This window comes from Exiguobacterium acetylicum DSM 20416 (genome assembly GCF_000702605.1).
GTDB lineage: Bacteria > Bacillota > Bacilli > Exiguobacteriales > Exiguobacteriaceae > Exiguobacterium_A > Exiguobacterium_A acetylicum.
In genome coordinates this window covers 938,476-964,721 of sequence record NZ_JNIR01000001.1, presented here as the reverse complement: position 1 = coordinate 964,721, position 26,246 = coordinate 938,476, and the positions used below count along the sequence as shown (strand labels likewise).

Genomic DNA, 26,246 nt, shown 5'->3' with positions numbered 1-26,246 from the left:
ACCACTGTTCAATGGGATGGCAACCATGAAGAACAGTTGACGTTAACAGATATCGACATGGAATAACATACAAAACGGGAAAGAGGTTATATCATGAAAAAAGTCGTTTTATCATTCGCTTTCTCGATTATGGCTGTATGGATATTAGTTGGTTGTAATAACGAAGAGAATATGCAAAGTACTAGTGAAAAACCGACGGCATCCGAAGTATTGAGCGAAGATTCTAAAGCAGACATTTTTCAATTCAATGATACGATCTACAAATCAGATGTTGCATGGGCAGAGAAAACCGAAGTCACTCAGAATAAAAAAGTCGGAGAAATTAAAAGAAGAAGTTCGGATAGAGACGATTTTGATAATGGGACTGCTACGAAACTTTCTAAGGGTACCGCCCTATTCTCTACTAAAGAAAGAAATGACATTTTACTAGTGAGTTTCAACGGGAAATTAAAAAAGTACGTTGCTTTAGGAGAAGGTTAATTTGTCTATAAGAAAAGGCATCCTCAACTGGGATGCCTTTTCTTATTTAGATCATGATGATAGTAGAAAGCTGATCAGCCGTTGACGACTTTTTCAGACACAGCTTCATTCATCGACTGACGATTGATTGACAGTTGCTCGCCTTCTTTCAATCGTTTTCTGTAATCAGCTGTCGCCGTGAACAGGACATCTGTTGACGAGTTGAGCGCTGTCTCAAATGAATCTTGCAATACACCGATGACGAATCCTACAGCGACGACTTGCATCGCAACGTCATTTGGAATCCCGAATAAGCTACACGCGAGCGGAATCAAGAGAAGCGATCCTCCAGCGACACCAGATGCGCCACACGCACAGACAGCAGCGAGGACACTTAAGATAATGGCTGTCGGAAGATCAACTTGAATATTAAGCGTATTGACGGCAGCAAGCGTCAAGACGGAAATCGTGATGGCCGCTCCCGCCATGTTGATCGTTGCACCAAGCGGAATTGAAATCCCGTACGTCTCTTTATCAAGACCGAGCCTCTTAGACAATTCCATATTGACTGGAATGTTCGCTGCAGAACTTCGTGTGAAGAATGCTGTGATCCCACTCTCACGTAGACATTTGAAGACGAGCGGATATGGGTTTTGACGAACATTGATGTAGACGATCAATGGATTGACAATCAATGCGACGACAAGCATCGTGCCAATCAGTAACCCTAACAGACTCACGTAATCGAAAAGTGACGAGAGACCGTTCTCCGTAATCGAACCGATGACGAGCCCCATGATACCGAGCGGAGCAAGCTTGATGATCCAACCAACCATTTTCGCAAGTGCATCTGAGAAGTTCGAGATGAACGTTTTCGTTGAATCTGACGCATTTTTGAGTGCTAGCCCTAAGATGATCGCCCACGTCAGAATGCCGATGTAGTTCGCTTGGACTAATGCATTAACCGGGTTATCGACCATGTTGAGGACGAGTGTCTTGAGGACTTCGACCGCGTTACCCGGTGCTGTCAATTCCTCCGTGCTCTCTTTAAGTGTAATAGTGACCGGGAACAGGAAGCTGACGACGACCGCAATCGCCCCGGCTAAGAACGTACCGAGTAGATACAAAAAGATGATTGATTTCATGTTCGTTTGCTGTCCCTTTTTATGTTGCACAATCGAAGCCATAACTAAGAAAAAGACCAAAATCGGCGCGACTGCCTTTAGTGAGGAAACAAATAATGTTCCAAAGATGGTCAAAGAACTCGCTACTTCAGGAATCGTGACGGCTAAAATAATCCCTACGATCAAGCCAATCGCGATTTGTTTCACTAAACTGATTTGGTTCCACATCTTCAACAATTTCATACGTTCCCCTCCAGGCTTACAAAAAATAAGTTATTTAGAATTCGAAAAACGATGACTTCTCTCTTCTACTCAAAAGTATGAATAGTCTAGTCATTCACTTTTCTAAAAATTCTCGCAGTTTGTTGTGTTCTATTTTTGCATAAATCGTGTGAAATAAAAACTAGTTTTTTGCAAGAAATATGATTCCTTTTCCTGGATGTTATGTGGGCATACGGATGCAATCGATTGCATAATTACAAAAAAAGTAGAAGAAGACGCGTACCTCCCCCTACTTCATTATGTAAACTAAAGCTTTTTTTACGAGTGTTACCCGACCTTCCTTTACTCTTCAAGAGATTGTTTTTCTTTTGCGTTTGACGATCAACAGAATGATCACGAACAGAAACTCAAGGATCGTAAAGATGCCGACAAAGAAAAAGACGACCAACACCTGACTGATCCCATCGACAGCAATCGTGTAAAACCACAGTAATGAAATACCCGTCGTATAGAGAAGATTGATGATCGTTCCGCTAATCAAGCTAGCTTTCAAACTTTTTTTACTCCGCGCCTGACTCACGATGATGACGATGGCACCGATCACCCAGACGATGAGTATGAGTTCAAGGATAGTCTTATCGTTCCACTGTACTTCCATGTCTCTTTTTCCTCTTTTCAATGTTTTGTTGTTTCGCTTCTATAACACGGTAATCTATTCTTCATTCCAATTCTGTTTTCCTTTTATTTCCTTATACAAAAAAACATGCATACGACTCGAATGTCGAACACATGCTTTCTCAGCTCATTATTTAATTGAACCATTTGCCATCCCATCAATGATATGGCGCTGGAAAAAGAGATACACGACGAGGATCGATACGATACCGACCACATACGACGCGAACGAAGGACCAAAATCACTAAAATATTGCCCTTGGTAGTTAAATTGGAACAAAGGTAAGGTCCAAGTTGACTCATCGCGGTTCAGCAGAAGCAACGGTAAGAGAAAATCGTTCCAAATCCAGAGTGCATTCAAGATCAACACTGTCGCATGCATCGGTTTCATCATCGGGAAGATGATCTTGAAGTACGTATTGAACTTCCCGCTCCCGTCAATCGCTGCCGCTTCATCGAGTTCTTTCGGAATGACGGTTTTTACATATCCTGCGTAAAGGAACAGCGATTGTGGCACCGCGTACGTCAAATACAACAGGATTAAGCCGAATTTACTAGATAATCCGAGTCCTGACATCATCGAAGTAATCGGAATCATGATGACTTGAAACGGAACGAAAATTCCGATGATTAAAAAGATGTAGATGCCTTGAAACACACGATTCCGATCCATCGTACGTGCCAACGAATATGCAGCCATCGGCACAATCAGGATGATCAGCACGATCGCCGAAGTCGTGATGAGCATCGAGTTCGCGAAGTACTGGACGACACCATCATCCCATAACCGCTGGAAGTTATTGAACGTGAATGGATCTGGCCACTCAAAGAAACCGCCGGTGATTTGACGCGTTTCTTTGAAGGAATTCAAAATCGTCAGATACATCGGTAGAGCAATCAATACGAGTCCGATAGATAAAAATAGATAGGTCGGAATATGAATGCGATCTTTTTTCATGATGCCCTCCTTAAACTTCGAACCGTTTGGACGAGTTGATTTGAATGACCGAAACGATCGCGATGATGATGAACAGTACGATCGCAATCGCACTGGCATAACCGAACTGATTATTTTTGAACGCATAGTTGTAGACGAGTAGTCCGAGTGATGTAGTCGAGCCGCTTGGTCCTCCACCCGTTAACGCGTAGATTAAATCAAACGCAGTCAAACCCGCCTTCATGGCGAGAATCAAGACGATGCTGATTGCTGGCGATAGGAAAGGTAGTTCAATTTTTTTAAATGTCTGCCACGCATTTGCTCCGTCAATGGACGCCGCTTCACGAATCTCGTTCGGAATGCTTTGAAGATTCGCTAAGAAGATGACGACAGGAATCGCGACGCCTTGCCAAAGCGCGACGAAGAGTAGACCCCAGAAGGCCGTTCCTTCGTTTGCGATCAAGCTTTGCGACAGCCATTCAATCTGTAAGTATTCACCGAGCGGTACGAGACCGTAGTTGAAGAACTGCTTAAAAATCAAGCCTAGCGTGACGGTGCTAATGACAGCAGGAAAGAAGTAGGCTGTCCGAAACAGCCCGACTCCTTTGATTTTACGGTTCAATAATTTAGCAATCGCGATGCCGAGTACGATTTGACCAGCGACGAGACCGATTGTAAAGAGTAACGTAAAGCCGATGCTATCCCGGAAACGTGTGTCTGATAAAATCGAGATATAATTATCAATCCCGATGAAGTGATAGGAGCTAGTCAAGCCTGTCCAGTCGGTGAAGCTGAAGATGACACCTTGAACCAAGGGAATGAAGAAAAATATAATTTGAAGTAAGAGCGGCACGATAATGAAGAGATAGGGCCAGTAGCGGTTGACGAATCCTTTTTCTTTCATGGAGGCAACTCCCTTTCGATTATTTCATTTCATTGAAGAACGTGTTGAGATCATTCGAAAGCTTCTTCTTATCCCCTTTATTCATATAATCCACCGTCAAATGCCAGAACTCTTCTTCTGACGGCCACTCGGAATGCAACCAGATGATTTGTTTATCCGAGAAGACAAGATCCGAGACAGCTTTTGTTTCTTTGAAGGATCCGTCTGCCTTTACGGCTTTGACGGACGTTGGCGAGCCATCCTTATCATAGTATTTCTGCATGACGTCCCCTTCGGTTAAGTACGACAAGAACTTCTTCGAAGCTGACTGCTCTTTTTTCGATCCTGACGCTGAGACAGATAACGCTAAATCGGCTGCTCCGACCGTCATCTCTTCTCCCGCTTGTTTTCCCGGGTATGCGAACATACTGACTTCGAAATCAGGCTGTTGGTCCCGGATGACTGGAAGTGCCCAGATGCCGTTCGGGAAAATCAACGCTTCTTGATTCGCAAATACAGCGACCGCATCGCTGTACGAAGCACCGTTCGCATTCTTTTGCGTATTTCCGCTGACGAGACTCAGTTCGTTCGCGACTGCTTCAAAGTTCGGATCTCCGACTTTGATGCCATTTTTTGGGCTGTTCTTGAGTGCATCCTGTGTTTGTTCGAATCCACCTGTGACCGTTGCCCAGGCAAGTTGATGATATCCGTTCACTGTCCACGAGTCCTCTGTCGTCAATGCGCTCGCAAATGGTGTCTCGCCCGCGTCTTTGATTTTTGCGACGACTTCCTTCATCTCAGCCCACGTTTTTGGTGGCTGTAGACCGAGCTCATCGAATTTCGTCTTATTATAGAAGAAGCCCCAAGCGTTCGAGTTCAGCGGTAACGAGTAGACTTTTCCATCAACAGCATACGACTCTGCGGCACCATCTTTAAGATTTCCTAAAAACGACTCCTTCGATAAATCAACGAACTTCCCATCTGCTGCCCACCCTTTGAAATCCGCGTTTTGTGGATAGGTATGAACGATGTCCGGGACGTCACCACCAGCAATCCGCGTTTTTAAAACAGTACCGGCATTGCTGACGCTCGTCAGTTTCACATCGATGTCGGGATTCTTCTTCTCGAAATCTTTGATGATTTGATCTAACGTTGCTTTCATCTCGACTTTTTGTGAAAAGAACTCAATCTCGGTCTGATCCGAATTCGCTCCCATCGTACAGCCTGCTCCAAACAATAATGAAGACGAGAGAATGCCTGCCATTCCTAATTTCATCGACTTATTCATCATGATTGCCTCCTGAATGTTCTTGTATTTTTTTCAAGACATATAACCGGCTGTCAAAATCTCCGTTGACGGTTGGTGGAACATATAATCCGACGTACATGAGCTCATCTCCGCCGTAACGAACTCCTTCTAATTCGTAGATTGCTTGAGGATCGAGACCGCTCAATTTCAGCGTCCGAATCGGTGCCGCAGCTTCACTCAAGATGGTGACATCACAGACGATGATCTCGTCTTGCTTCTGTGAGACGAACATCCAAGCTGGATGATTGCTCGTGAACGCACTCTCCAACCGATAAAACGTTCCGTATTGGAGCGTACGCCGATGCGTTTTGTAAAACGCGATTTGCTGTTTGACGATCGCCTTCTCCTGTTCCGACAACCGTGTCGCATCAAGTTCATATCCGAATACACCCGCCATCGCAACGTGACCTCGCATCGCAAGACGAGTCTTGCGATGCGTTTGATGATTCGGGACCGCAGAGACGTGTGCGCCCATCGACGAGATCGGATAGACCATGCTCGTACCGTGCTGAATCTTCAGACGCGCGACGGCGTCCGTGTTGTCACTCGTCCATGTTTGCGGCATGTAATACAACATCCCGGGATCAAATCGACCGCCGCCACCGGAACAACTTTCGAACAGGATATTCGGATAACGTGCAGTCAAGAACTCTAGTACTTCGTAGAGTCCGAGCACATAGCGATGCAGCAGTTCGCCTTGCAACTCGCTCGGCAACGCGGTCGAAAAGACTTCCGTGACGTTCCGATTGAAGTCCCATTTGATGTAATCAATCTCGACTGCGTCAAGTACAGCTGTCATCTGTTCGATGATATTGTCTCGCACCTCTTTTCGACTGAAATCCAGGACGTACTGGTCTCGTCCTTTGGATCGTCCACGACCTGGAATATGAATCGTCCAGTCCGGATGGTCTCTGAAAAGTTGGCTATTCTTCGAAATCATTTCCGGCTCGAACCATAACCCGAATTGCATCCCTTGAGCATGGGCATGACCCGCAAGATGTTTCAGTCCGTTCGGTATCTTTTCTTGATATTCGAACCAATCTCCGAGTGAGGAGTAATCGTCATCTCGTCGTCCGAACCAGCCGTCATCCAGCACGAACAATTCGATGCCAAGAGAAGCGCTCTCCTCCATGATTTGCTTGATTTTCGTTTCACCAAAGTCAAAGTACGTCGCTTCCCAGTTATTGATCAGAACCGGTCGATCAGCGTCCCGGAACTTCCCGCGTGCCAAGCGCTCGCGATACAGCGCGTGAAAGGCTTGCGACATTTGCATCATGCCGTGTTGGCTGTAAGAGATGTTGACTTCGGGCGTTTGAAAACATTCACCTGGATTCAGTTGCCACTGGAAACCGAATGGATTGATCCCGAGTTGAATCCGCGTCTGTCCATAGGGGTCCTTCTCAATCGTCATTTGATGACTCCCGCTATAGACCAAGCTGAATCCGACGACTTCTCCGCTGTACTCCGTCGCCTCTGGTGAGACGATCGCGAGAAACGGATTCATTTGGTGACTACTCGAACCACGTTTACTGTCAAACACCTTGATGCCTCGTGTGATCGTCTCTCGTTCCATCATCCGCTCACGTCCCCACGTACCATTCAACGTCAGACATTCTAATTGTTGGGACGGGAGATCCAGTGACAGACTCATCAGTTTTTGGATGTCATGTGCTTTCGTACCGACGTTATGCACCTGGACGGATCGCGATAAGATCGGTCGATCCCGAAAGACGGTATATGCTAGATGCAACTCGAGTTCTTCCTTTGCATCTTCTAATATCAAGACGAGCGTCTCCGCCTCTTCCTCCAATTCGATATAGGTGGCGGGAAGACCATCCAGCTTCGGCTTTCCGTTGATTCGCTCATATGAGCGATAGCGAAAGTCTGTTACATCTGACCCATCTTCGTGTTTGATCTGTTGCGCTGGTGAACGATAATCCCCCGTCCCATAACCGGGATACTCTTGCAGGAGCGTATCGAGCGAGAACAATCGATCCGTAGCATCCGGAAAGTTAGGTGAAAACGATCGATCAATCCGTGGGTATTTTCGCGCTCCATGATACGTTTTGATTGGCTGACCAAAATACTCCTGGGCGACGACATGTCCTTCTTCGATACGAAGGATATAGCTGTAATGACGATTTGTTAAGTGAAATATACCTTCTGTTTCGTTAACATGAATCAGTTCCAAAACCCAACCCCCTCAATTGATGACGCTTTCATTTTGGGACAAAATAAAAAAGCGTTTACTAAACATATCTATAACTTAAAGTTTAGTAAACACTTTGTCAACACTATTTTCAATTTTTAGGAGATACACTTTCTCGTTTTATCAGTTGTGCGGGAATCATGAGGCGGATGGGCAGATGACGTTCGCCACGAATTCGTTCCAAAGCCATTTTGATGGCGAACTTTCCTAGCTCTTCTGTTTCGACCTTCACTGTCGTTAAGGAAGGTGTTAAAAATTCGGCGATTTCGATATCATCAAAGCTCGAGATGGAGATGTCTTCCGGTATCTGATGACCGTTTCGCTGGAATGCCCGGTACACACCGACTGCCAGCGGATCACTGGCGACGAGTACCGCGGTGACATCCTGATGTTCAGTCAGTTGCTCCCCTAACCGAAGTCCTTCGAGTGTTTTCCATTCTCCGAGCAACCCGTGTATATGTTCAGACAACTCTTTTTGCTTCATCCAAGAGACGTACGTCTGATATCGATCCTCTTCCTCACTCATGAACGACTCGCCGTGCTGATTCATGATGACACGATGACCACCGATGAACGCGATCTGCCGATGACCGAGCGCATAAAAGTGCTCAAGACTCGCAATCGTCGCACTTTTAAAGTCAGAATAGACGGCATCAAACCGCGCATCTGCTTGGGAATCGTCAATCACGATGATGTTCGGATTTTTTTGATATAAGACTTCTAACATATCTGGTGCGACGGTACCTAGTACTAAAATCGCGCCTAAATGATTTAATCCTTCAAGGTCCGCCTTTTTCTCAGATAAACGAATGACCTTGTTGACACTTACTTTTTGGCGTTCCGCTTCACTTTCGATGCCGCGACGAATCGACCTGAAATAAGGATCATCGATTTCTTGTATTTCGTTGACTGTCGTCACTAAGCCAACGGTCGCAATCCGCTGATTATACGATTTTTTTTGCCGTGGACTATAGTTCAGTTTTTTTGCCGTCTGCAACACCTTATCTCTGGTTTCTGGACTGACTGATAACTTTTCATCTGCATTCAACACACGCGAAACCGTCGCAATCGACACACCAGCTAATTTTGCTACCTCTCGAATACTTGCCATGTTTCCTCACTCCTCTGAACAGTAGTAAAATGTGAACCCATTTTACTAAACAAATAGAGTTGTTTCAACACAAAGAAAAAAGCAGGCGAATCTCTGCCTGCTTTCGTTCATCCAACGATTCCTATTTACTCGTGTTCAATCATCTAAATGATCGAGATCGATGTCTTTCATTTTCCTAACCCGAATACTTTCCTCCTGACCGATTTGATCGGTCTCTTTCAAGCGGTGCTGAACGACGAGCAGCACTAGTACAATCGCGGAAATCACACAATTCGTCGCATAGTACGGTTGCGCGACGCGCTCGAACTCTAACGCTGATAGTACCTGTAAGATCGTCAATCCCGCGAGCATCCCGTGGAAATATCTTTGATAGCTGCGCGGCATTCCCGGCTGTCCGAACGTCTCATACCAGATGTATAAGCCAAGCCCAAACGCGAGTCCGTTCAAGATTGGCGAAGGAAGAAGGAAAAGAAGAATGCCGAGACCGAGCATCAACCAAGCGTATCGGATCGCAGGCTTAAAGAAAGCAGGATCGAGCTGCGCTTCCTCTTCCTCGATGACGGGCGCTGCTTTCTCCGCTTCAGTCAACGGTCGAAAACCAAGTGCTTCTTTCGCTTCCGCTAACTCAAGCATTCGTTTCTTCATCCCGAAATAAAACGGAAAACGTTCTTTGACGACCTCCCCTTCATCCGTTTGACCATCCGCTTGCTCTTGCACGGATACCTGATACAGCGTGCGCCCCATCCGGTAACTGACCCAATAGTCGGTCGCTTGACCATTGTCGCGCTTGAGTTCAATCACCTTCGTTTGTTGATTCGTCATGATATGTGATTCCTTTCGTCGCAAGTTCCTGTAATTGTTCTGACGCATACAACAGGAGAATAAATCCTGAGATGAGATAGACCGCTCCGTTAATCGAGAGATTGATTGGTGATAGATAGTTTTTTGATGAGCCCGCTAAGGCGAATAAGAAGAGTCCACCAGACCAACGATAGAAGCGAGCACGTGCTGATTTTCTTTCGAGATCACGCGGCCAGAACAGAGTCAGAACAACGAATGTCACATATCCTGGAATCGGTAAGCTACCTGTCAGCGTCAGTAATCCACTCAACAAGATCAATAGAACGCTTAAAATACGCAACTTATGATGCGTCTGTCGGTTCGAAAATCCATTTCTTTATACAAAGCAAAAGGTGAACGGATGTAGCCATCGTCTAATTTTTCACGTATCCATGTTTTTTTCTAACGATAAGCGAGGAACGGATTCTTGAAAACAATCCGCTTCGTTGCGGACTCTTCATTCGTTTCCATCATATCCTCGCTATCGATTGCCTGCTCTTTTTGGGCAACACCTTCCCGGCAGAATAAAGTGCGCCCCTCTTGGTGAAAGACGATGTGATGCACACGATCGCCGATTTGTTTTACTAATTGAATCATGATTTGTGCTCCTTTTATCTTACCTTCTACATTCCTATGGGTCTCACCATGCTGCGCTGACAGTGTATAGTATGAACAGTCCACCTAAGACACAGATGTAACCGTAATGTCTGACGGTCAACGAACAAAATAGGATGACGCCAATTGACAGAATGATACTGAGTACGAATGAATCTACCGTGTCGACGCTATCCCCGTGTCCCGCTAACGGTGTCTTTTTCGCATGCTTTGAGCGGATGAAATAGATGCCTAACGTCAACAAGAACATCCCGACACCAAGTCCAAGAAACGGTACCACCATCAACGTCTCCTCCGACACTTGTATTCTTTGAATATGTTTGTTTCATGAAGTTATTATACAACTAATAATTACGATATTTTCCTTTATTAAGTTTCATTGAAAAATTTTCTATGTATGATTTTTTCTTTTATATCTTCTTTTTTACAAAAGGAGTGCAAAACTATGTACGCATCCATCGCACCAGCCTGCACTCCTATTTCGCATGATGTATTCACTTTTCTTATGTAAGATTCTTATCCGAAAAATCAGGTCATGGACCTGTACCACAAGAGACCGCGTACTTTTCTTCACTCACTTTCTTCGAATAACAGACAAAAGGAGTTCCGCCCGTTTCACTTTTCCAATCAAACCAAAACATGTTGTAACGCTCCGCTTGCGGATCTTGTTCCGTAATGATTGCAAAGTAACTTTGATAGAAATAGCCTTCTTTATAAAGTTCGTGTCTTAGAGCACCTCTCGGCGAAGCATCCGTAAACAGAACCGGTGATAGGATCGGCATGAGTAGTACGATGATGGCTAGCGTTCCGAAACATATCAGGACTATTTTCTTTCTGTTCTTTTTCTTAGAATTCGATTTACCCATCTTTTTCAACCTTTCCTTTATTGGCTTTTTTTGTTATATAGTAACATTATCCATACAACAGAAAGAGGTTTTGATATTGAAGAAAACTATTTTATTATCACTCTCTTTAGGTGTACTTCTATCTTCTGGTTTTTTGATAAGTAACGCAATAGCGACTTCTAATATTTCACAGGAAAAATCTGAAAGCACCATTTCAAAGGAGCAAGCCTTCACTTTTTTCACGAAAGTCCTGGAGCAACAAAAAGCGGATTTTTTAAACAATACGCCGTTAGCACACACCAATCAATCCAGATTATCTTCACGCGACGAGGCTGTATTAATTTTTCTATCTAGTACAAAAATGGATAAACAACAGTTACATTCATTTAGTTATAAAATTTCTAACGTAAAAGTGTACTCCGAAAATCAACGAAATTATGCTGAAGCTTATGTAACACGAACTTTTAACTTCAAGAGTGGGCTTGAAACGGGTTTAGGTGATACATTAGTGCTTGAAATTCAATCGAGTCCAGATGATTTAAAAGGATCATCTCACACCATTTCCTCGAGTAAATCAACGAGTGAAGTAAATGAAAAAGTCTCTGTTGATGAATTTTTAGAGAGGTATGAAGTAGAGGCAGAAAAATAAAATAACGTAAAGCTACGCCTAAGGAAAACTAAATCGGATATAATAATTTCCTATTATGCAACACAAGTAGTTGTTGTTTATCCTTTAGCAGTCATTACAATTTCTACAATGATGGTGATTGTTCAAATTTTGTAACTTAAACTCTTGTAGTGAGAGATATGATTTATACTTTTAAATTCTTCCCATTCATGATGTGTAAAGCTTAATCTGTATTACAATATAATACAGAGGAGATGATAATCATGAGCACCATTTCCATACGTTTGGATGATCAGGATGCACGACTCATAAAAGAATATGCAAAGGCAAATAACATCACGATTTCTTCACTCGTTCGCGATATCGTCATCGACCGTATCGAAGGAGAAATCGATTTACAATTCTACCATGATCTCATGGCAACATATCGTAAAAAATCAGAATCTATCTCTTTCGACGACGTGATGAAGGAACTTGATTTAGAATGACAGCATATACAGCAGAGTTTGAGCATTGGGCTCAAAAATCTCTTAAGAAAATGGAGCCCTCACAAGCGCGGATCATCATGTCCTGGATCAAGAAGAATCTGGTCGGGATGGATGATCCGCGTCGTCATGGTAAAGGTCTCGACTCGAATCGCTTTGGCAAATGGCTGTATTGCATCGGTGATTACCGTCTGATTACTAACATTCAAGATTGAAAAGTCGTCATCTTGATCTTTGAAATTGGGCACCGTCAGGATATCTATAAATAAGGTGACTAGATTACATATATGAGTAATTATATATAATTTTTTTATTTTTTATGGTTCTTTCGTACATGTGTATCTGTCTGATCAGGTGCAGTAATTGATCCTATTTGACAAAATATGAAAATCAACCAAGGAACACATCTCTTCATCTACCTATTTTATCAACGATTATGTTCGTAAAAATAGATTTAAAGAGTGTAGAAAAAGACGTATACATTTCGATATAGAAATATGTATACGCCTTTTTCTACACAAACGTCATTAAGTTATTTGTCATTAAGTTATTTAATGGGGTTTCCCATGACTTTTTAAGAAGATGATAATTTAGCTAGGCTAAGGAATCGTTATAAATTTATGATAGACGATTCCTAGAATACTCTCATTCGTCCTTCAAAATGAAAGACTCAATCTCTAGCTTCCGGAGATTGAGTCTTAAGATTTACCATCGATCGAAACCATCGTTTAAATACCGCGGTCGCCGCGTTCTTCTTTTTTAAAATATAAAATAATCATGCTACTTACAAAAATCACGAAACAGACAAACATGACATACGTATTTAAATTGAAGAACTGTGAATTCATAAAAGGAGAAAAAATGCCACTGGTTATGCTATCTATATAATCCAAATCTTTAGTCACGCCTTTAGCTAATACTATCTCTTTAACCAAGTTTTTGTATTTTGAATACTCATTTGATTGATACAAGAATCCAATAATCATCTACGACAAAGAAAGTATTATCAAAGTTCCTAAGTAGCCCAATTTTAATCTTAGATTCTTTAGAGTATTCATTAAGAAAAAAATAAAAATAGGAATAATGAAAATAAGTGCAATCATAGCAAGAATCGCTAAATTACCATTCCCACTACTACTTCCAGGAGCAACAGTCATCTGATTCCCGAAATAAAATAGAAAACCAGATATGATTAGTAGTACTATTAATGTTACTTCTGGATTTTTATTAGAATTCATGATGGGTGCACTCCATTTCAGTTCATTATTAAATTATTATTAACGGCTATTATAGTTAGCACAAATCATCGTCAGATAATAATTGTAAGTGTTCCATTTATACCAATGATTATCTTTACTATCTGCACAATTATCAGGATTATTAATAACAAAATAAGCACCATACGAAGTATGCTCATATCCAATAGCTAATACGAAATGATAATCAAGTATCTCTGCTTTTGGATCACTATGGTTTGATGCATATAAGATGCGGTATAACACCGCTAACTAATCCTATGTATTCTTTTTTTCTTCATAATTGATGACTCAATTGAACACCTTGTGAACCTTCCCTCGACAACTTCATAGTGTCTAATCATGGATATCGATACAAGACGTACTATATCTGACGCTCTGGATCTTCAAGAAATCGCATCAAATCTTTTTCTCCGTTTACACAATCCAGTAGATAAATATACACTGCAATACCCTCACTCATGTAGCGAAATATTCTCTGATCAGCAGCGAAGCTCTCAACGAGTGGATATATGACAATTACTTGTTTACTCGCGTACTTCTTAGCATATGCAAACATCTGATACATATCTGATTGTGAAATCCCCAAATTATTTACCTTAGGATTAAGAACCTTCCATTTCATATCAATGATTCGTGTCTTTGCTATTTTATCGACAGGACATATATACTTCATAACGATGTCTGGAACGAGTCTAAACGATCCGCTATCGAATAGATACTTTGTCGGCTTCTTAAGTGATACTTCCCAGCCTTCTCCAGTATGACGTTCGATGAGTCTTCCGACGTAACTTTCAAACAACTGATTCATTGAAAAAAGGAGAGACTGAGTCCGCGTATGACCAACCAAATTGGAGATGTTGAAGTCATTTAGTAAGAGTCGCGACCATTCTAAGCAATTTGTATAATATCCATTCTTTCGATTTTCAGTAATACTCGCGAACTCTTGATCAAGCGTGTGACTCTCCCTAACACCATCAAAATGATGTAAGAGACGACGTGCCTCGTGACGATTCCTTGGATCTAATGCTATCAGCATAGCCTTTATCAATGTTTTTTTTAGAATTCGATTCTCTGGACAATCGATGCTGTATTCATCAAACGCAACATAAAATCGTTCTTTATGGACATGGTTGATGGTAAGCTGACGCGCAAAGTTCATCTTCCCTTTATAAAAGCGTACATTTTCTTCTTTCGTGCGATAGTCGGACTTCAATCCTCTTTTGACTACCTTAGACACTTCGCGAAGAAAAAGACTTATGTAGACTTCAAACATTGGCATTTTCGAGCTTCCCAGTTCCGTTGCATCAAAAGATTTACTCGGGAATGTACGTAACGTTTTCAGCATTTTAAGCATCGCTGTGCGAGCATCTGCGTTTGTTGCATCAATTTTTGGAAGGATTTGAAGTTGTCTGCCGCTTGGCATCTGTAAGACACCAACATAATTCCTAGCGCGAATCACTTTTCCGACACCTTTCCTTGAAGATAGCGTCAAGAAATCTAATCCATCCCCCCCTCTTCCGATAGTTCGAGCATGAGACTTTCTAGTTCCTTAAAGGTTTTTTTATCGACATTTCGACGTGGTCCTGTACACATGATGTCTTCATATTCCATTACCTCAATAACGTCATACGTTTGCATATTGATTCCCATAGATCGCTTGATATGTCTCAGGTTGAGCAAGAATGGCATAATTGATACGATAGCTTGTCTCTAAGTCATTTGGATCAATTGAGGAGTCGAACAATCCAAAGGCTGGCACATCTTGAATGAGAATTGGATAAGTCTTATCATTTCCGAATATAGCGTTTATTTTTTCAACATTATCAAAAAAGTACTCTTGCAATAGAGGAATAATTGATTTTAAGAAGATTTGCTGCAATGCACTTATGTCGTCACTAGATGATAGTGACGTGAAATAGGCATGACCGATCATATGATCTCGATCATATAGTGCTGCAATCCGGCGATTCATAATATCGAGGACATATTCTAAATGTACACCTTTGATAGAAATACCTCGAAGTGTCCGCGGATCTGGAGCCATTTCGATGAATTGGAAGCGTCTCCGCAACGCAGTGTCCAATAACGCAATAGAACGATCAGCCGTGTTCATCGTTCCGATAATATAGATGTTACTCGGAACACCAAACTCCTTTTTAGAGTATGGGAGCTTAACAAGCGTCTCTTCCATTTCTCCAAGTCGTTTTGACGGTTCAATGAGCGTAATCAATTCTCCTAGAATCTTTGAAATATTCCCGCGGTTAATTTCATCGACGATGAACACATACGGTTTTTCGCTTTGAACGTTTACATTCGAGATACCGTATTCACTTTCAAGCATGCGTTCTACTTGCGAGACAGACAGACGATCTAAAGGATACACGGTCTTCCGTGTCAAATTTTTCCGCATATTCATCTCATGTATATCAAGTGAGATATGTTTAGCAAGCCAGTTTACTTTCCGGCTACGTTTGTAGTGATCTTCATCTTCCAACCACTCGGCTTCCCCTTCAATAATTCCAATACCATCAATATGCCGTTCGTCTTTCAATGATAGAACAATATCGCCCATTTTCATCGTTTCGTAAAAATATGTTAAAACACTTCGCTCAGAAGGATTCATGGAGACCGTACTTTTGAAGGGCTCTTCTCCATATTGATCCCACCCAATCCGCATGATATCTTTATCAAAGCAAACTTTCTTGAGCGGATGACCCCCTGATCCTCCAAGAGAAACCTTCCAAATACGTGCCTCACTATCAATTGAAACGTCATATCCACCAAATCGTCGTCCGTCAGCAGCAAGATCACAAAACTCCTTAAAAATACCAGACTCGATGTTAAACCCAATCTCGTTCTGATCAGCTACTACGACTGGTTTGATGCCTTCGATAAACTCTTCGTATCCATATGACTGGTGGAATGTCGTAAAGGCGATTCGATTCTCGTCTCGATATTTTGCGTATCTTCTCTTTACTTCCGGATATCCATCCTTCTGAATTTCATCAATAGACTTCCCTTCAATGATGGCGACGGCGTATAAGACCGTATGATAGGTTTTGCCCGTTCCTGGTGGACCTTGTAATATCATATTCTTAGGATGCACTATTACTCCTCCTTTAACATGGTCAACTGAAGCTGGTGCTTGCTCCTCAGTTATAGCAGGAGCAGTTTCTAGAATTGCTTCATATTTAGGTATCATTCGTTGAATTGCTTCGTATAATATATGAGTCAGTTCTTTATTCTTATTCTTTGTACGAACATCTATATTATGGATGAAAACTAACTCTATGTTCTTACTTGGCTCATGTTCAACTTGTTTTTTTAACGTATCCGGATGTTCAACTTCTGACTGTGATTCATATTGGAATCCATCCTCATTAAGATAAGGCAAGCTTAAAAGCCGACTATGTCGGATTAAATCTTCATCCGAAGGATAACGTTTTTTTGTTCCTGTTCCATAACGACACTGAAGTACAATACGAAAAACAACCTGTTCTTTTTCCCGATTCCATCGAAGGTCTACTTGTAGTCCATGAGGAAGTTCTTCGTACCCTTTTTTTGAGGACTCCCCATAATCGTTTCCGTCTATTTATTAACCTGTTCCCATCTGCTAATACCAAGTTGCTACCACTCATTAAGATTTCATAGAATTGTTTCTCAGCTTCTTGTATAGTGATAGCTTGTTCATTCAATATGTCGCCTTCTCCTGCAAGATACTCGAAGAGAATCGTTGTAACTTCGTTTTTCATTTTTTACTCCTTCCCAACAATTCTTCTATCGTCGTAAGTATGTTGTACATCACCCTATAGGTAATGGAATATTCCTTAATGTTAAAATGATTTCAAAGTATTATTCTTACAAAAGGAATATATAGATTTATTTTTATTAAGATATAAAAGCCAAATGCGTTTATATAAATAACAACTTATGAGAATCAAGGGCTGTTTCTGCTTTATACATAGATTTTTCTAAACTTAAAAGATTTGGAGAGATACGATTTAAGAGTTTTTGCATTCATTTCAGCATCAATATTTAAATGAGTTATAGCTTTCAATTCCAGATGCTTCATGAACTATCCTTCATAAAATTTTTAGTCAACTCCACCTGTCGAATGAATTCTATTCCGAAATGATGGTTGAAAAAATCCATGCCATCGCAGACATTGTCTAAGTACAAGGTTAAACCATCTAAAACGACGCCACCGTTGACCAGCGTTTTCTTCTTCCTTATGCGTTTACGATCATTTATTTACTACACCGATATTTCCAAAATGTGCAATTTTCCCATTCGTACAAAAGTGATCGAGCATGCCAAATCGATCTGTTGCATCGCGGGTCACGATGAAGTTATAGGGCATCAATAACGAGAACTCAGACATGAAGTCCTCAAGCGTTTGCTGCGCGGAACGTGCATCTTTCGAAAATAATCCTGACGTCATTTCCTTTCGATTCAGCAAATGCAGTAAATGTTCTTCCAACACCGCTTGCCAATTGGAATCGTGCAACGTCATCACGTGAATCGAATCATCGTTTTCTAAAACATCCCGACCACAAAAGACGACCTCGACCGGAAACGTAGCATGCGGTAAAATCGCATCGAAAAAGTTCTCATATTCTGTCCCTGCATCATCGAGCTCTTCATATGCGACTCCATACATCGAGACACAATCGTTTGTGACCCGGATGATTCCTTGTCCTTGTTTTTGTATGATAAGCGTCACCTCTGCATCAGTCGCTATTTCCTGCTGTTCGATGACAAGATGTTCGAGAAATCTTTCAAGCTGTGAGGCGTCAGTCATGATCATGTGAGATCGAACCGTCCAATTCGAAAAATCACCGATATTTGGATTCTGCTTGAGTAGTCGGTCCAGTAACTTTACTTCAAACGGATACGAGTGCTGACTCACTTGAAGACGGACGAGGTCTTTCCAATCGTCGTGTGGCAGCAGTTCTCGGAACAGATCAATCCAGTCGTTTCGTTGAAAGGTCATTTTCATCTTACTCACCCTCTTCGGATTTCATTCGAAAAAATCTTTGTTCTTTGGAACGCAGAAATCAGATCTTCTCCAAACAACGTGATGCTCCCCTCCCACGGGTGACCGAGATATCCCCAGCGAAAATCACGAGCGATGAAAAAGGAGTAATCGCCATCTGGAACTGCTGGAATCATCCAGTCTCCTTCTTCATTTCGAAGAAACGGACGCCTTGGGTCGATCCAATACCCTTGATGATTCCAATCGAGCGCCATGACGCGTTCTCCTTCAACAGTCAGCTCGGTCAGAATACGCTTTAGCTCCTGCTCGATTTCTTCTCGTTTTTCATAATCCACTTCGTATGTAATGAACGGACTCGGGGCATGGTATGAGGGGAAAACTGTCGTACTGGGTGCGAATTGCAATTGTTGATCAATGACGTGCCATACCTTCTCATCCTCCGCTTGCGTCATCGGAATCCAGCTCCATGGCTTGCCTTCACCAATCAGATCGAACGGCGCTCCTTCAGGGTATCGAACGGTGTATGCTGCTCCTTCTTGTACTGCAATTTTTGGTTTGTCTTGTACATCGCGTGCTTTCATTTCTTCAAAAATTAGTGTAATGGCTGCCTCGATATCAAGGACGTGGTAGAAGATATTCGTCGTACCATTACCAATATCTCCCCCTTCGCAGTAGCCGTTCCCCGTATGAAGCAAACCATCATTGATTACTTCTTCCATCATGTGACGTCGCTCGAGCGCTGTTTCTTCCTGATCCTTTTCATAAGAAAACTGGACAACCAGTTCCGTATAATCGGTCTCGTTCAGCTCGCGATAGCCTTGACGTTCAAACTTCTCGATCAGCTGAAAAATTTGTACACCTAATCGTTTGAAGCGAGAAACGCGCATCTGTTTTACGTCTTCTTCTCTCACCCATGCTCCAACGATTCCTTCGTGCTGCACGATGATGCGTCCCTCGGTATAGATTGTTTGGTAGAGCATATCCGCGCCGTTTTGTTTTATCAGTAGAATCATGAGTTGTTCCCGCTCCCTCCTTCACAATGCGTTCAAGTCACGATCTTCTATGTAGCCTAAAAACGTATCTTGCAATGCACCATCTGTCTCTACGGTCTCGACCGGATCTCCTGCTTCGTCGACTCGGACAAGTGCCAGTTTCGCTTCAAGCGCAGATCCATTTAGTCCTGAAGTCCCATCGATGATGCCAAATACATGGGAAACCGTATCGATGATTGTCTGTTCCATCATCTGTCTCATTCGTTTTTGATCCGCTTCGCTCGACTGTTGGTAAAACGCGATGCAGGCCGTATAGTCATTGACGTTTGGATCGACTTCTTCTTCATAGATGTCCTTATAGTCTGCCATACCATCCTGAACGACCGTCCGATGGACCGCTTGAACGAACTCTTCCATCTCTTGATTCATGATTTTTCTCTCCTTTTATCAAAACTTCGTAGTTCATAGCTCTCACCTTAAACGCTTACAGATTACATCTGTTCGTCTGAACAGTGTCTTATTCTGCCCATACCGACAAACGAGTCCGAGGATCATTATCATCGGTCACCCACTCGATTCCGGTATACCCACGTTTCATCGCATTCTCATAAAACGCTTCAGATACGTGCTTCTCCTTACAATAGATATCTACGTATGTGCAGTCATACACCAAAATCGCGATTTGACAATTGCTTTCCTGAAACCACTCATACGTCGTTCCCACTTCTTCAGTCTGACCACCTTGAAATGCAAACAATTCAGCAAAGATTAGGTAATTGCTTGTTCCCCTTAGCCATTTCGCTAGTTCATGTCCTGTCGCTATCCGATCGATTGAAAACTCTTCTAAACTGTCATACAACTCCCCATCCATGGTTTGGATCGGAAAATCAAAGTTACGAAGAAACCAATCATACGCCTTCATCTCAATCGCACTTAATATGTCGAGCAAGACACGTCCCGGTTCATTCGGAATTTCAAACGATACGCCACGCAGACTCATCGAATTCCTTCTTTCTACATTGTTATAAGAAGGCTGCCGTATAAAAACACTGTAGTTCCTGTTCTTCACTCGAACTTCCCCACGTGCAGACGGCATAACCTTGTGCGGTCAGTGTCGTGACCATCTCGACGACTGGCAAACCTCCACTTTCTGTTAAGCCGATGTCGAGCACCTGATCAAGTAACTCCTGACAGTGTGACGGTCGATCATGATTCGCACAAATAATGATATACATAGCTGGAGAATCACTAATCATCTCGATAGCTGTCGAGAGCTGTTCGATACCAAATTCAGCAATCCCAACGTAGTACGGTTCTTTGCCCACTTTAACCGCTACTTCCATTCGGGAGGTGAAGCCCTCGAGCATCTCTTCTCGTTCGAGCAAACGCCACAGCTTGTAATAATCAAAGATTCTTTTGGACTGAAACTCATTTCCGACACACACTACTATATAAAAGCGATAGGTACTCAATGCATGCTTTTGCTTTAGCTCATCACGGAACATCTCACTACTGATTTGTTTGAATTGGACGATGTCTTCTGGAAACAAAAGCATTTCACCGACTACGCATAGACAACGAATCGATGAACTCGCATCCGCAAGCCAAGGGTAGACGCGTGTCGCATCGATATGCTCTTCGATATACATTTTCATGAAGAATCTCCTTTTTTCAATCCCACTGACACGTCACGCTTCGATACGTTTCAAACTGTAGATACACGAGTTGATTCGTACCAAGATGAGTGAGTCTGAGTAAGTGTTGTAATGGTTGCGTATAAGGCAATTCGAATCTGACACCTTCGATTTTTTTCAATAAAAAATAAGCCCAGTACCGATCGTATTCATTTTTGGACAGAACATCCCATAACGCATCCTCACAATGATTTGCCTGGTAAATATACAATTTCATAGTCGTATTCTCCGCTATCAAGGATAACCCTGCGAATACGGGCAGGGTTGGAATTCGCGGTTTCTGAATGACCAATGTATAACCATCTTTTAGAAGACGATCCAAATGTTCGCGGCTATCCGGAATCTCCTCTTCGATGACGGAAGCCGGCAGTTCTCTGATGCGGATCGGCAATCCTACCTCATATTCAAAGGGATCTTCGAGAGCGAGTAAGTCTTCATGGGAATAGATTATTTTCATGAGATTATCCTCACATTCTTTTATGGAGTGCTTTCAGATTACACGCGCGCCACGCATCACGGACGATATCTTGGAAAGTCGTTGCCTTCGGTTTGAGTTTTAACGTTCTATAGTCGAAGCAATAGACAGCTTCGTCTGGACGCTCTTTTAATACTGCATAGTATTCGTCCTGTCTAAACGACGAACCAAAAAAGAAGTATTTGTCGCGGATCGCATCGAACTCGGTTAACGCGTATTCATCAAGACTAACCGAAAGATTGTCTTGGATCTCATGCGATAACCCGTTCCAGCTCGCCAGCGGTATACCGTATAAGTTCAACTCTTCGGTAAAACGTACCCCGTTACAGACTCGCAAAATATTTTTATACCACTCCGGAATCGCGAAATGATCGGTCTCGAATGCTTGAATACGGGCTTCCGGACAAGGACTCTCAACGGACACTCGGTAGCTTTGAATTTTTGGTAAGCGATCATACAAACAAAGCTCATGCCTTACCTTTTGCCCCTCGATTAGAATGCTGTACTTTAGTTTTTTGTGGTCTTTTCCATAGAATCTCTCCATGGAAGCTAGCACATTCGCCAGAAACCTATCATCAGATCCTGATGGATGTCTTTCTTTCTTGATGAGCGGCATTTCAACGTCTTCTAGTGACACGTCTTCCTCGTCATCGTGTTCTTCAAAAGCCTCATGTTCCCCAAGGACGATCGCGATCCCTGTCACGTTCTCGTCTTCTCGTCGGACGAGGACTTCATAGTGTCCATCCCCCATTAACTGAACGGCGACACCGAACGGAAACAGGAAGATCTCGTCTTCCATCATTTCATCTGAGATTGCGATATAGAACGGGTCGATTTCTTCGTCGAACTCTAGCGTATTTCGAATCTCCCAATCAATGGCTTCCCGTCTCCCGTAATCCGCTGTGTTCATGATGACGAGCTGCGCTGAATCGACGACGACTAGATCGGATAACGGCTCGAAATCGGATGGATCCATCTTCGTTTCTTCATTCATTGTTAGGTAAAGCAAATTGATTGATTCGAACTCATCTTCGTCATAGAAGACCGTCCAAATCGAACCTTGTTCAACTGGAATTGTCACGTTGTATTCTATATCCGGCTCAAGGAAAGCAGGATCCGAGACAATCAAATTCCCTTTGTGACTTGTAAACGTGCCTAGTTTTTTCATGGTGTATACCTCTTTCTTAAATATAACGGAGAGGACATTTCCAACTTGCTAATGTCATGGGATTAATCAAACTCAATCCTTTGATTCTTGTTGCAGACGCCACTCCATGAATCCGGTGGTTTGCTCTTGCCGGAAACGAACCCAATCCGTTAAGGTTTGATTCATTTTCTGCCATTCGTTAATACATTCCGATTTCAAAACCGCATCTTCGAGTTGCTCGATTAACAACCAAGTCTCTGTTAAGGTTGCTGCATCCTCTTCTATTTCTCCTAAATACAAGTCTTCATTGAGATGGTGGAAAGAATACCAAAGTCCATACAAGTGATGATCAATCATCTTCTCAATTGCTAACTGCTCCTGTCTTCCCCCTCGCGTAATCGCTTCTTGTAAGTAGATGTAACGGTCATCTTCATCAAAGAAAAGACCATACCAACGATACGGTCGGACGTCATCCGGCATCTCTTTCATCCACTTCTTCAAAGTCGGTTTTAGAAGACGTTCTTTTAGCGGATGAATCAATAGGAACGAAGCTTCTGTCTCTCCTTCACAGGTAGACAATAACCAACTCACAAACATCCGCTGTCGCTCGAAGTTCCATGTATTCGCTTTTTCAATGAACCTCTCCATATGTACTAACCACGCTTTTCGCAAACCGCGATCTTTCGCAAGAAGAGCACTATGTAAACGTGGTACCTCAGAAACGGCAGGATCTTGTAGTAACTTATCTAGAAGTAACATGTTTCATCTCCTTTTAAAAATGTCATTACTCCACTTTCATTTGTTGTCTCGTTTTTCGAAGATGAAACCATAATAGTATTCCCGTGCCTATCGAAAGAATCGGGAAAAGATACGGGATATACGATTCCTGCTGATGAATCACGTGCATGAAAAAGTAACTAATGAAGCAGACAATTCGAAGCCATGTAGGAAGATAACCTTTACCGAGAAAAGCTAAAAACATCAAGGGAATACCCATTCCAAATACTACAATTGGTAAGACAGAGAACGGTGTCACGAACTGAAACAGACCTAGTCCCACCAGAAGATAGGCGAACCAGGACGTCCGTCGTCGAAACTTCTCGCGTTCCTCTCGTCCAGGTTGTATCCCGTAAATATCATCCTGCTTGTATCCTTCCGCTTGCTTTTCAGCAATTAGTTCCTCCATCCGTCGTTTCGCTTGACGCCTCGTCGAGTACTGTTCTTCCTTCTCATCGCTGACATCTTGATCAAGCTTCCATTGCTCGGTGACACCGTGATAGATTTGGATGATTCGACCATCACGATACAAGTACCAAAAGTACGTAATGCCATCCACCTGTTTACTGAGTGTCTGAATCATGTTAACTCTCCAGATCTGCTAGGACATCTTCTGGATCTAGCTCAAGTCCGACGAGCTCCGGTCCCCAGTTCAAGCCACAATACAGTCCGTCGTTAATCATGTTCGGTAACCAGCCATTCATGTACAAATCCAGGTCTAAGCGAATCAGATGATAGTTCGCCCATTCCTTCGTCTGCAGTGCTTTTGCCGCCGCATCCGTCGAAAAGAATAATAGGACGTCCGTTTCCTCTTGATTCGACGGACAGTACGCCCAACCCGACTGTTCCAACTTCGATAGACCATAGACAGCACCCGTCTCGAGAACTGTCTGTAAGAAGTCTTCTGCTTGTTCCGCACTCTGTTCCATTTGTTGTTCCTTTTCAACGAACGCATTCAACGTCGGTGCTACCGGAAATAGTTCTTGTTCTTCGTGGTCCCACAAGACGATCGTCTCTGTGTCCGGTAACTGATATCCGAGTTCGTCACCTGTTCCGTCCGCCGCAATCCGCAAGAACCCTTCTGGATACTCTTCTGCATCTGTCAAATTGATACGAACAAGGTCGTCCCATGTTCGCTTGATATACTTCTCGTCCTTGATCGGATGAAACTCCCATTCACCGACATTGAACTTGTTTTCGCGCTTGTAGCAGTTTCGTAGTTCTTTCGGAAGCTCGAAGCCGAGTACTGCCTCTACTTCTTGTAGTCTCTCTTCCGTAACGCCAGGTAATCCACTTTGATATGTCATTCTGTATGACTCCCTTTATCTTCAATTGAATTAATCGTAGGTATTTAGTAAATGATCAATCTGATAATCCGTTGGTAAAATCGCTTTTAGTTGATCGACGGTTTGAAAGGCATCTCCATTCGAAAACCACATGAAACCGAGCGCATCATGCGACGGAAGGATGAACGGTAATCCATCACGTGCATCAACTACATGCGTGTATTTCGCTTCTTTAAAGATCCATATCCCAGAAGTCTTCAACTCAAACGTAGGTCGTGCGAACGTGATGAGGAACGTTTCACTATAAGCAGCTCGAAAAAAGGACTCTTCTAAAACGAAACGCAGATCATTCGCATCCAACACTTCGATACAGCAATAAAAACTGGTATACCGATGATCGCCTTCGTACCGGGGATGTTCGTGGCAAACGAATGGGCGCAATTTTAAACGCTCTAAGAGGTCCATTTCATCTTCTCGAATCTCATCAAAATTAGTCGTGATATATAAAGGAAAATGATTGAAGCGAACTAGCGTGCCATACAATACCTCCTCCGTCAATTCACTGGTAAAACTACCTACTGTATGGTCATAACACATGATTTCGTAGATGGTTTGTAATTGATTGAGCACGTTGATTTCGGATGTCTGAAGCATACGTTGGATACTCTTCGACTGAAAAGAGTATTCGTCGATTGTCAGTTCGTTCATACTGTTCCTCCTATCTGTGTCGTCATCGTTCAATTTTTCCGGTTAAAATTCTTTCCTGTGGGATAAAGCCCGGTCAATCGTCTGCCATAATGAACTTTTGCCTGCCCCATTCGGATTTTCTTCAGATTAAACTGCTCCTTAAAATAATCAATGACGGGTTCAACGATATAAGACGGCTCCAAGATATGAAGGACAAATTCGATCGCTTCTGGACCAAATTCATCTTCAAAAAAATACCCGTTGCCGATTTGAAAAAGAAATCCATTGAGGTCTTCTTCAATGCTCGAACGATGCTCAAAGATGACGTCATACTCTGTATCCTGACAAAAGATCTCGACGACAACTTCGTGGTAATCCGCTTCTTGAACGACCGAGTATCCGTCCTTTTCTTTCTCAGCTACGAGTTCTCGAATGTAGGCATCCAGATTAAAAAAGCGCGAGAACTTTTGCTGGCTCATTGGTTCTTCTAACCGCTCTCCCATGATGCCATGAAAGGTGTAGAGTGTCCGTCCATCCTTCTCAAACAGCCAAAAATGATTCTGGTCGTTAATTGGTTTGATGAGTTGCATG

The 26,246-nt window shown here is 42.7% G+C and carries 31 protein-coding genes; 4 read left to right on the top strand and 27 right to left on the bottom strand.

Annotated elements, in window-relative coordinates; all coding sequences use genetic code 11:
• Positions 1-93: 93 nt before the first annotated feature.
• Positions 94-480, top strand: a complete 387-nt coding sequence (locus P401_RS0105020; protein WP_029341506.1) for a hypothetical protein — start codon at positions 94-96, stop codon at positions 478-480.
• Between the two features lie 74 nt (positions 481-554).
• On the opposite strand, the gene sstT is transcribed toward P401_RS0105020, so the two are convergent.
• The 12 genes from sstT to P401_RS0104965 form a co-directional block, all read right to left on the bottom strand.
• On the bottom strand, positions 555-1,826 hold the full coding sequence (gene sstT / locus P401_RS0105015) for a serine/threonine transporter SstT (protein WP_029341505.1): 1,272 nt from the start codon (positions 1,824-1,826) through the stop codon (positions 555-557).
• Between the two features lie 328 nt (positions 1,827-2,154).
• Positions 2,155-2,463 carry a hypothetical protein gene (locus P401_RS0105010; RefSeq protein ID WP_029341504.1) on the bottom strand — a complete coding sequence of 103 codons (309 nt, stop codon included), beginning with the start codon at positions 2,461-2,463 and terminating at the stop codon, positions 2,155-2,157.
• 147 nt (positions 2,464-2,610) lie between these two features.
• A complete protein-coding gene (locus P401_RS0105005) occupies positions 2,611-3,438 on the bottom strand; it encodes a carbohydrate ABC transporter permease (protein ID WP_029341503.1) in 828 nt (275 codons plus the stop codon).
• 10 nt (positions 3,439-3,448) lie between these two features.
• Positions 3,449-4,321, bottom strand: a complete 873-nt coding sequence (locus tag P401_RS0105000) for a carbohydrate ABC transporter permease (protein ID WP_029341502.1) — start codon at positions 4,319-4,321, stop codon at positions 3,449-3,451.
• A gap of 19 nt (positions 4,322-4,340) precedes the next feature.
• A complete protein-coding gene (locus tag P401_RS0104995; RefSeq protein ID WP_029341501.1) occupies positions 4,341-5,588 on the bottom strand; it encodes an extracellular solute-binding protein in 1,248 nt (415 codons plus the stop codon).
• A complete protein-coding gene (locus P401_RS0104990; RefSeq protein WP_029341500.1) occupies positions 5,581-7,794 on the bottom strand; it encodes an alpha-galactosidase in 2,214 nt (737 codons plus the stop codon). Before P401_RS0104990 ends, P401_RS0104995 begins: the two co-directional genes overlap by 8 nt.
• 115 nt (positions 7,795-7,909) lie before the next feature.
• Complete coding sequence (locus tag P401_RS0104985) at positions 7,910-8,929, bottom strand: LacI family DNA-binding transcriptional regulator (RefSeq protein ID WP_029341499.1); 1,020 nt, start codon at positions 8,927-8,929, stop codon at positions 7,910-7,912.
• 135 nt (positions 8,930-9,064) lie between these two features.
• Complete coding sequence (locus P401_RS0104980) at positions 9,065-9,751, bottom strand: hypothetical protein (protein ID WP_029341498.1); 687 nt, start codon at positions 9,749-9,751, stop codon at positions 9,065-9,067.
• On the bottom strand, positions 9,723-10,070 hold the full coding sequence (locus P401_RS18785) for a hypothetical protein (RefSeq protein WP_236627073.1): 348 nt from the start codon (positions 10,068-10,070) through the stop codon (positions 9,723-9,725). Before P401_RS18785 ends, P401_RS0104980 begins: the two co-directional genes overlap by 29 nt.
• 101 nt (positions 10,071-10,171) lie before the next feature.
• Positions 10,172-10,366 (bottom strand): hypothetical protein, encoded by a 195-nt coding sequence (locus P401_RS18780; RefSeq protein ID WP_236627072.1) that lies wholly within the window; start codon positions 10,364-10,366, stop codon positions 10,172-10,174.
• A 43-nt stretch (positions 10,367-10,409) separates the two neighbouring features.
• Entirely contained in the window at positions 10,410-10,667 is a 258-nt protein-coding gene (locus tag P401_RS0104970; protein ID WP_029341497.1) for a hypothetical protein, read from the bottom strand.
• A gap of 250 nt (positions 10,668-10,917) precedes the next feature.
• Positions 10,918-11,166 (bottom strand): hypothetical protein, encoded by a 249-nt coding sequence (locus P401_RS0104965; protein ID WP_081834778.1) that lies wholly within the window; start codon positions 11,164-11,166, stop codon positions 10,918-10,920.
• A gap of 160 nt (positions 11,167-11,326) precedes the next feature.
• Here P401_RS0104965 and P401_RS0104960 point away from each other — a divergent pair, with 160 nt between their 5' ends.
• The 3 genes from P401_RS0104960 to P401_RS17545 all read left to right on the top strand — a co-directional run bounded on the left by P401_RS0104960 (position 11,327) and on the right by P401_RS17545 (position 12,557).
• Positions 11,327-11,878, top strand: coding sequence for a hypothetical protein (locus tag P401_RS0104960; RefSeq protein WP_029341495.1), 552 nt, complete (start codon positions 11,327-11,329; stop codon positions 11,876-11,878).
• Between the two features lie 242 nt (positions 11,879-12,120).
• On the top strand, positions 12,121-12,345 hold the full coding sequence (relB, locus tag P401_RS0104955; RefSeq protein ID WP_029341494.1) for a type II toxin-antitoxin system RelB family antitoxin: 225 nt from the start codon (positions 12,121-12,123) through the stop codon (positions 12,343-12,345).
• Complete coding sequence (locus tag P401_RS17545; RefSeq protein WP_051656250.1) at positions 12,342-12,557, top strand: type II toxin-antitoxin system RelE family toxin; 216 nt, start codon at positions 12,342-12,344, stop codon at positions 12,555-12,557. The genes relB and P401_RS17545 overlap by 4 nt, the downstream gene beginning before the upstream one ends.
• A 771-nt stretch (positions 12,558-13,328) precedes the next feature.
• Here P401_RS17545 and P401_RS0104940 read toward each other — a convergent pair.
• From P401_RS0104940 to P401_RS0104855, 15 genes are all read right to left on the bottom strand, one after another.
• Entirely contained in the window at positions 13,329-13,580 is a 252-nt protein-coding gene (locus P401_RS0104940; protein WP_029341492.1) for a hypothetical protein, read from the bottom strand.
• A gap of 382 nt (positions 13,581-13,962) precedes the next feature.
• A complete protein-coding gene (locus tag P401_RS0104935) occupies positions 13,963-15,093 on the bottom strand; it encodes an McrC family protein (protein ID WP_034785967.1) in 1,131 nt (376 codons plus the stop codon).
• A 132-nt stretch (positions 15,094-15,225) separates the two neighbouring features.
• Positions 15,226-16,995, bottom strand: a complete 1,770-nt coding sequence (locus P401_RS0104925; protein WP_236627071.1) for an AAA family ATPase — start codon at positions 16,993-16,995, stop codon at positions 15,226-15,228.
• Between the two features lie 849 nt (positions 16,996-17,844).
• Positions 17,845-18,600, bottom strand: coding sequence for a hypothetical protein (locus P401_RS0104910; RefSeq protein ID WP_236627070.1), 756 nt, complete (start codon positions 18,598-18,600; stop codon positions 17,845-17,847).
• Between the two features lie 5 nt (positions 18,601-18,605).
• Positions 18,606-19,610 carry a DUF2716 domain-containing protein gene (locus tag P401_RS18775; protein ID WP_051656248.1) on the bottom strand — a complete coding sequence of 335 codons (1,005 nt, stop codon included), beginning with the start codon at positions 19,608-19,610 and terminating at the stop codon, positions 18,606-18,608.
• A gap of 21 nt (positions 19,611-19,631) precedes the next feature.
• Positions 19,632-20,018, bottom strand: a complete 387-nt coding sequence (locus P401_RS0104900; protein WP_029341486.1) for a hypothetical protein — start codon at positions 20,016-20,018, stop codon at positions 19,632-19,634.
• Between the two features lie 88 nt (positions 20,019-20,106).
• Positions 20,107-20,589, bottom strand: a complete 483-nt coding sequence (locus tag P401_RS0104895) for a DUF2691 family protein (protein WP_029341485.1) — start codon at positions 20,587-20,589, stop codon at positions 20,107-20,109.
• Between the two features lie 22 nt (positions 20,590-20,611).
• Complete coding sequence (locus tag P401_RS0104890; protein WP_029341484.1) at positions 20,612-21,244, bottom strand: hypothetical protein; 633 nt, start codon at positions 21,242-21,244, stop codon at positions 20,612-20,614.
• A 16-nt stretch (positions 21,245-21,260) separates the two neighbouring features.
• The gene (locus tag P401_RS0104885) at positions 21,261-21,740 is read right to left on the bottom strand and encodes a hypothetical protein (RefSeq protein ID WP_029341483.1); all 480 of its coding nucleotides are present in this window, start codon (positions 21,738-21,740) and stop codon (positions 21,261-21,263) included.
• Positions 21,741-21,750: 10 nt separating this feature from the next.
• The gene (locus tag P401_RS0104880; protein WP_029341482.1) at positions 21,751-22,926 is read right to left on the bottom strand and encodes an SMI1/KNR4 family protein; all 1,176 of its coding nucleotides are present in this window, start codon (positions 22,924-22,926) and stop codon (positions 21,751-21,753) included.
• Positions 22,927-22,998: 72 nt separating this feature from the next.
• Positions 22,999-23,664 carry a hypothetical protein gene (locus P401_RS0104875; RefSeq protein WP_051656247.1) on the bottom strand — a complete coding sequence of 222 codons (666 nt, stop codon included), beginning with the start codon at positions 23,662-23,664 and terminating at the stop codon, positions 22,999-23,001.
• Positions 23,665-23,689: 25 nt separating this feature from the next.
• Entirely contained in the window at positions 23,690-24,265 is a 576-nt protein-coding gene (locus P401_RS0104870; RefSeq protein WP_029341480.1) for a hypothetical protein, read from the bottom strand.
• 1 nt (position 24,266) lies between these two features.
• The gene (locus tag P401_RS18260) at positions 24,267-24,989 is read right to left on the bottom strand and encodes a DUF2750 domain-containing protein (RefSeq protein WP_081834701.1); all 723 of its coding nucleotides are present in this window, start codon (positions 24,987-24,989) and stop codon (positions 24,267-24,269) included.
• A gap of 30 nt (positions 24,990-25,019) precedes the next feature.
• Positions 25,020-25,676, bottom strand: a complete 657-nt coding sequence (locus P401_RS0104860) for a hypothetical protein (protein ID WP_029341478.1) — start codon at positions 25,674-25,676, stop codon at positions 25,020-25,022.
• A 29-nt stretch (positions 25,677-25,705) separates the two neighbouring features.
• Positions 25,706-26,245, bottom strand: coding sequence for a hypothetical protein (locus P401_RS0104855; RefSeq protein ID WP_029341477.1), 540 nt, complete (start codon positions 26,243-26,245; stop codon positions 25,706-25,708).
• Position 26,246: the final 1 nt, after the last annotated feature.

Bases quoted from the DNA above. Each gene is read 5' to 3' on its own strand.
- P401_RS0105020 (WP_029341506.1), top strand. From the start codon at position 94: ATGAAAAAAGTCGTTTTATCATTCGCTTTCTCGATTATGGCTGTATGG.
- sstT (WP_029341505.1), bottom strand. From the start codon at position 1,826: ATGAAATTGTTGAAGATGTGGAACCAAATCAGTTTAGTGAAACAAATC.
- P401_RS0105010 (WP_029341504.1), bottom strand. From the start codon at position 2,463: ATGGAAGTACAGTGGAACGATAAGACTATCCTTGAACTCATACTCATC.
- P401_RS0105005 (WP_029341503.1), bottom strand. From the start codon at position 3,438: ATGAAAAAAGATCGCATTCATATTCCGACCTATCTATTTTTATCTATC.
- P401_RS0105000 (WP_029341502.1), bottom strand. From the start codon at position 4,321: ATGAAAGAAAAAGGATTCGTCAACCGCTACTGGCCCTATCTCTTCATT.
- P401_RS0104995 (WP_029341501.1), bottom strand. From the start codon at position 5,588: ATGAATAAGTCGATGAAATTAGGAATGGCAGGCATTCTCTCGTCTTCA.
- P401_RS0104985 (WP_029341499.1), bottom strand. From the start codon at position 8,929: ATGGCAAGTATTCGAGAGGTAGCAAAATTAGCTGGTGTGTCGATTGCG.
- P401_RS0104980 (WP_029341498.1), bottom strand. From the start codon at position 9,751: ATGACGAATCAACAAACGAAGGTGATTGAACTCAAGCGCGACAATGGT.
- P401_RS18780 (WP_236627072.1), bottom strand. From the start codon at position 10,366: ATGATTCAATTAGTAAAACAAATCGGCGATCGTGTGCATCACATCGTC.
- P401_RS0104970 (WP_029341497.1), bottom strand. From the start codon at position 10,667: ATGGTGGTACCGTTTCTTGGACTTGGTGTCGGGATGTTCTTGTTGACG.
- P401_RS0104965 (WP_081834778.1), bottom strand. From the start codon at position 11,166: ATGCCGATCCTATCACCGGTTCTGTTTACGGATGCTTCGCCGAGAGGT.
- relB (WP_029341494.1), top strand. From the start codon at position 12,121: ATGAGCACCATTTCCATACGTTTGGATGATCAGGATGCACGACTCATA.
- P401_RS17545 (WP_051656250.1), top strand. From the start codon at position 12,342: ATGACAGCATATACAGCAGAGTTTGAGCATTGGGCTCAAAAATCTCTT.
- P401_RS0104940 (WP_029341492.1), bottom strand. From the start codon at position 13,580: ATGAATTCTAATAAAAATCCAGAAGTAACATTAATAGTACTACTAATC.
- P401_RS0104910 (WP_236627070.1), bottom strand. From the start codon at position 18,600: ATGAAAATGACCTTTCAACGAAACGACTGGATTGATCTGTTCCGAGAA.
- P401_RS18775 (WP_051656248.1), bottom strand. From the start codon at position 19,610: ATGATTCTACTGATAAAACAAAACGGCGCGGATATGCTCTACCAAACA.
- P401_RS0104900 (WP_029341486.1), bottom strand. From the start codon at position 20,018: ATGAATCAAGAGATGGAAGAGTTCGTTCAAGCGGTCCATCGGACGGTC.
- P401_RS0104895 (WP_029341485.1), bottom strand. From the start codon at position 20,589: ATGAGTCTGCGTGGCGTATCGTTTGAAATTCCGAATGAACCGGGACGT.
- P401_RS0104890 (WP_029341484.1), bottom strand. From the start codon at position 21,244: ATGAAAATGTATATCGAAGAGCATATCGATGCGACACGCGTCTACCCT.
- P401_RS0104885 (WP_029341483.1), bottom strand. From the start codon at position 21,740: ATGAAAATAATCTATTCCCATGAAGACTTACTCGCTCTCGAAGATCCC.
- P401_RS0104880 (WP_029341482.1), bottom strand. From the start codon at position 22,926: ATGAAAAAACTAGGCACGTTTACAAGTCACAAAGGGAATTTGATTGTC.
- P401_RS0104875 (WP_051656247.1), bottom strand. From the start codon at position 23,664: ATGTTACTTCTAGATAAGTTACTACAAGATCCTGCCGTTTCTGAGGTA.
- P401_RS0104870 (WP_029341480.1), bottom strand. From the start codon at position 24,265: ATGATTCAGACACTCAGTAAACAGGTGGATGGCATTACGTACTTTTGG.
- P401_RS18260 (WP_081834701.1), bottom strand. From the start codon at position 24,989: ATGACATATCAAAGTGGATTACCTGGCGTTACGGAAGAGAGACTACAA.
- P401_RS0104860 (WP_029341478.1), bottom strand. From the start codon at position 25,676: ATGAACGAACTGACAATCGACGAATACTCTTTTCAGTCGAAGAGTATC.
- P401_RS0104855 (WP_029341477.1), bottom strand. From the start codon at position 26,245: ATGCAACTCATCAAACCAATTAACGACCAGAATCATTTTTGGCTGTTT.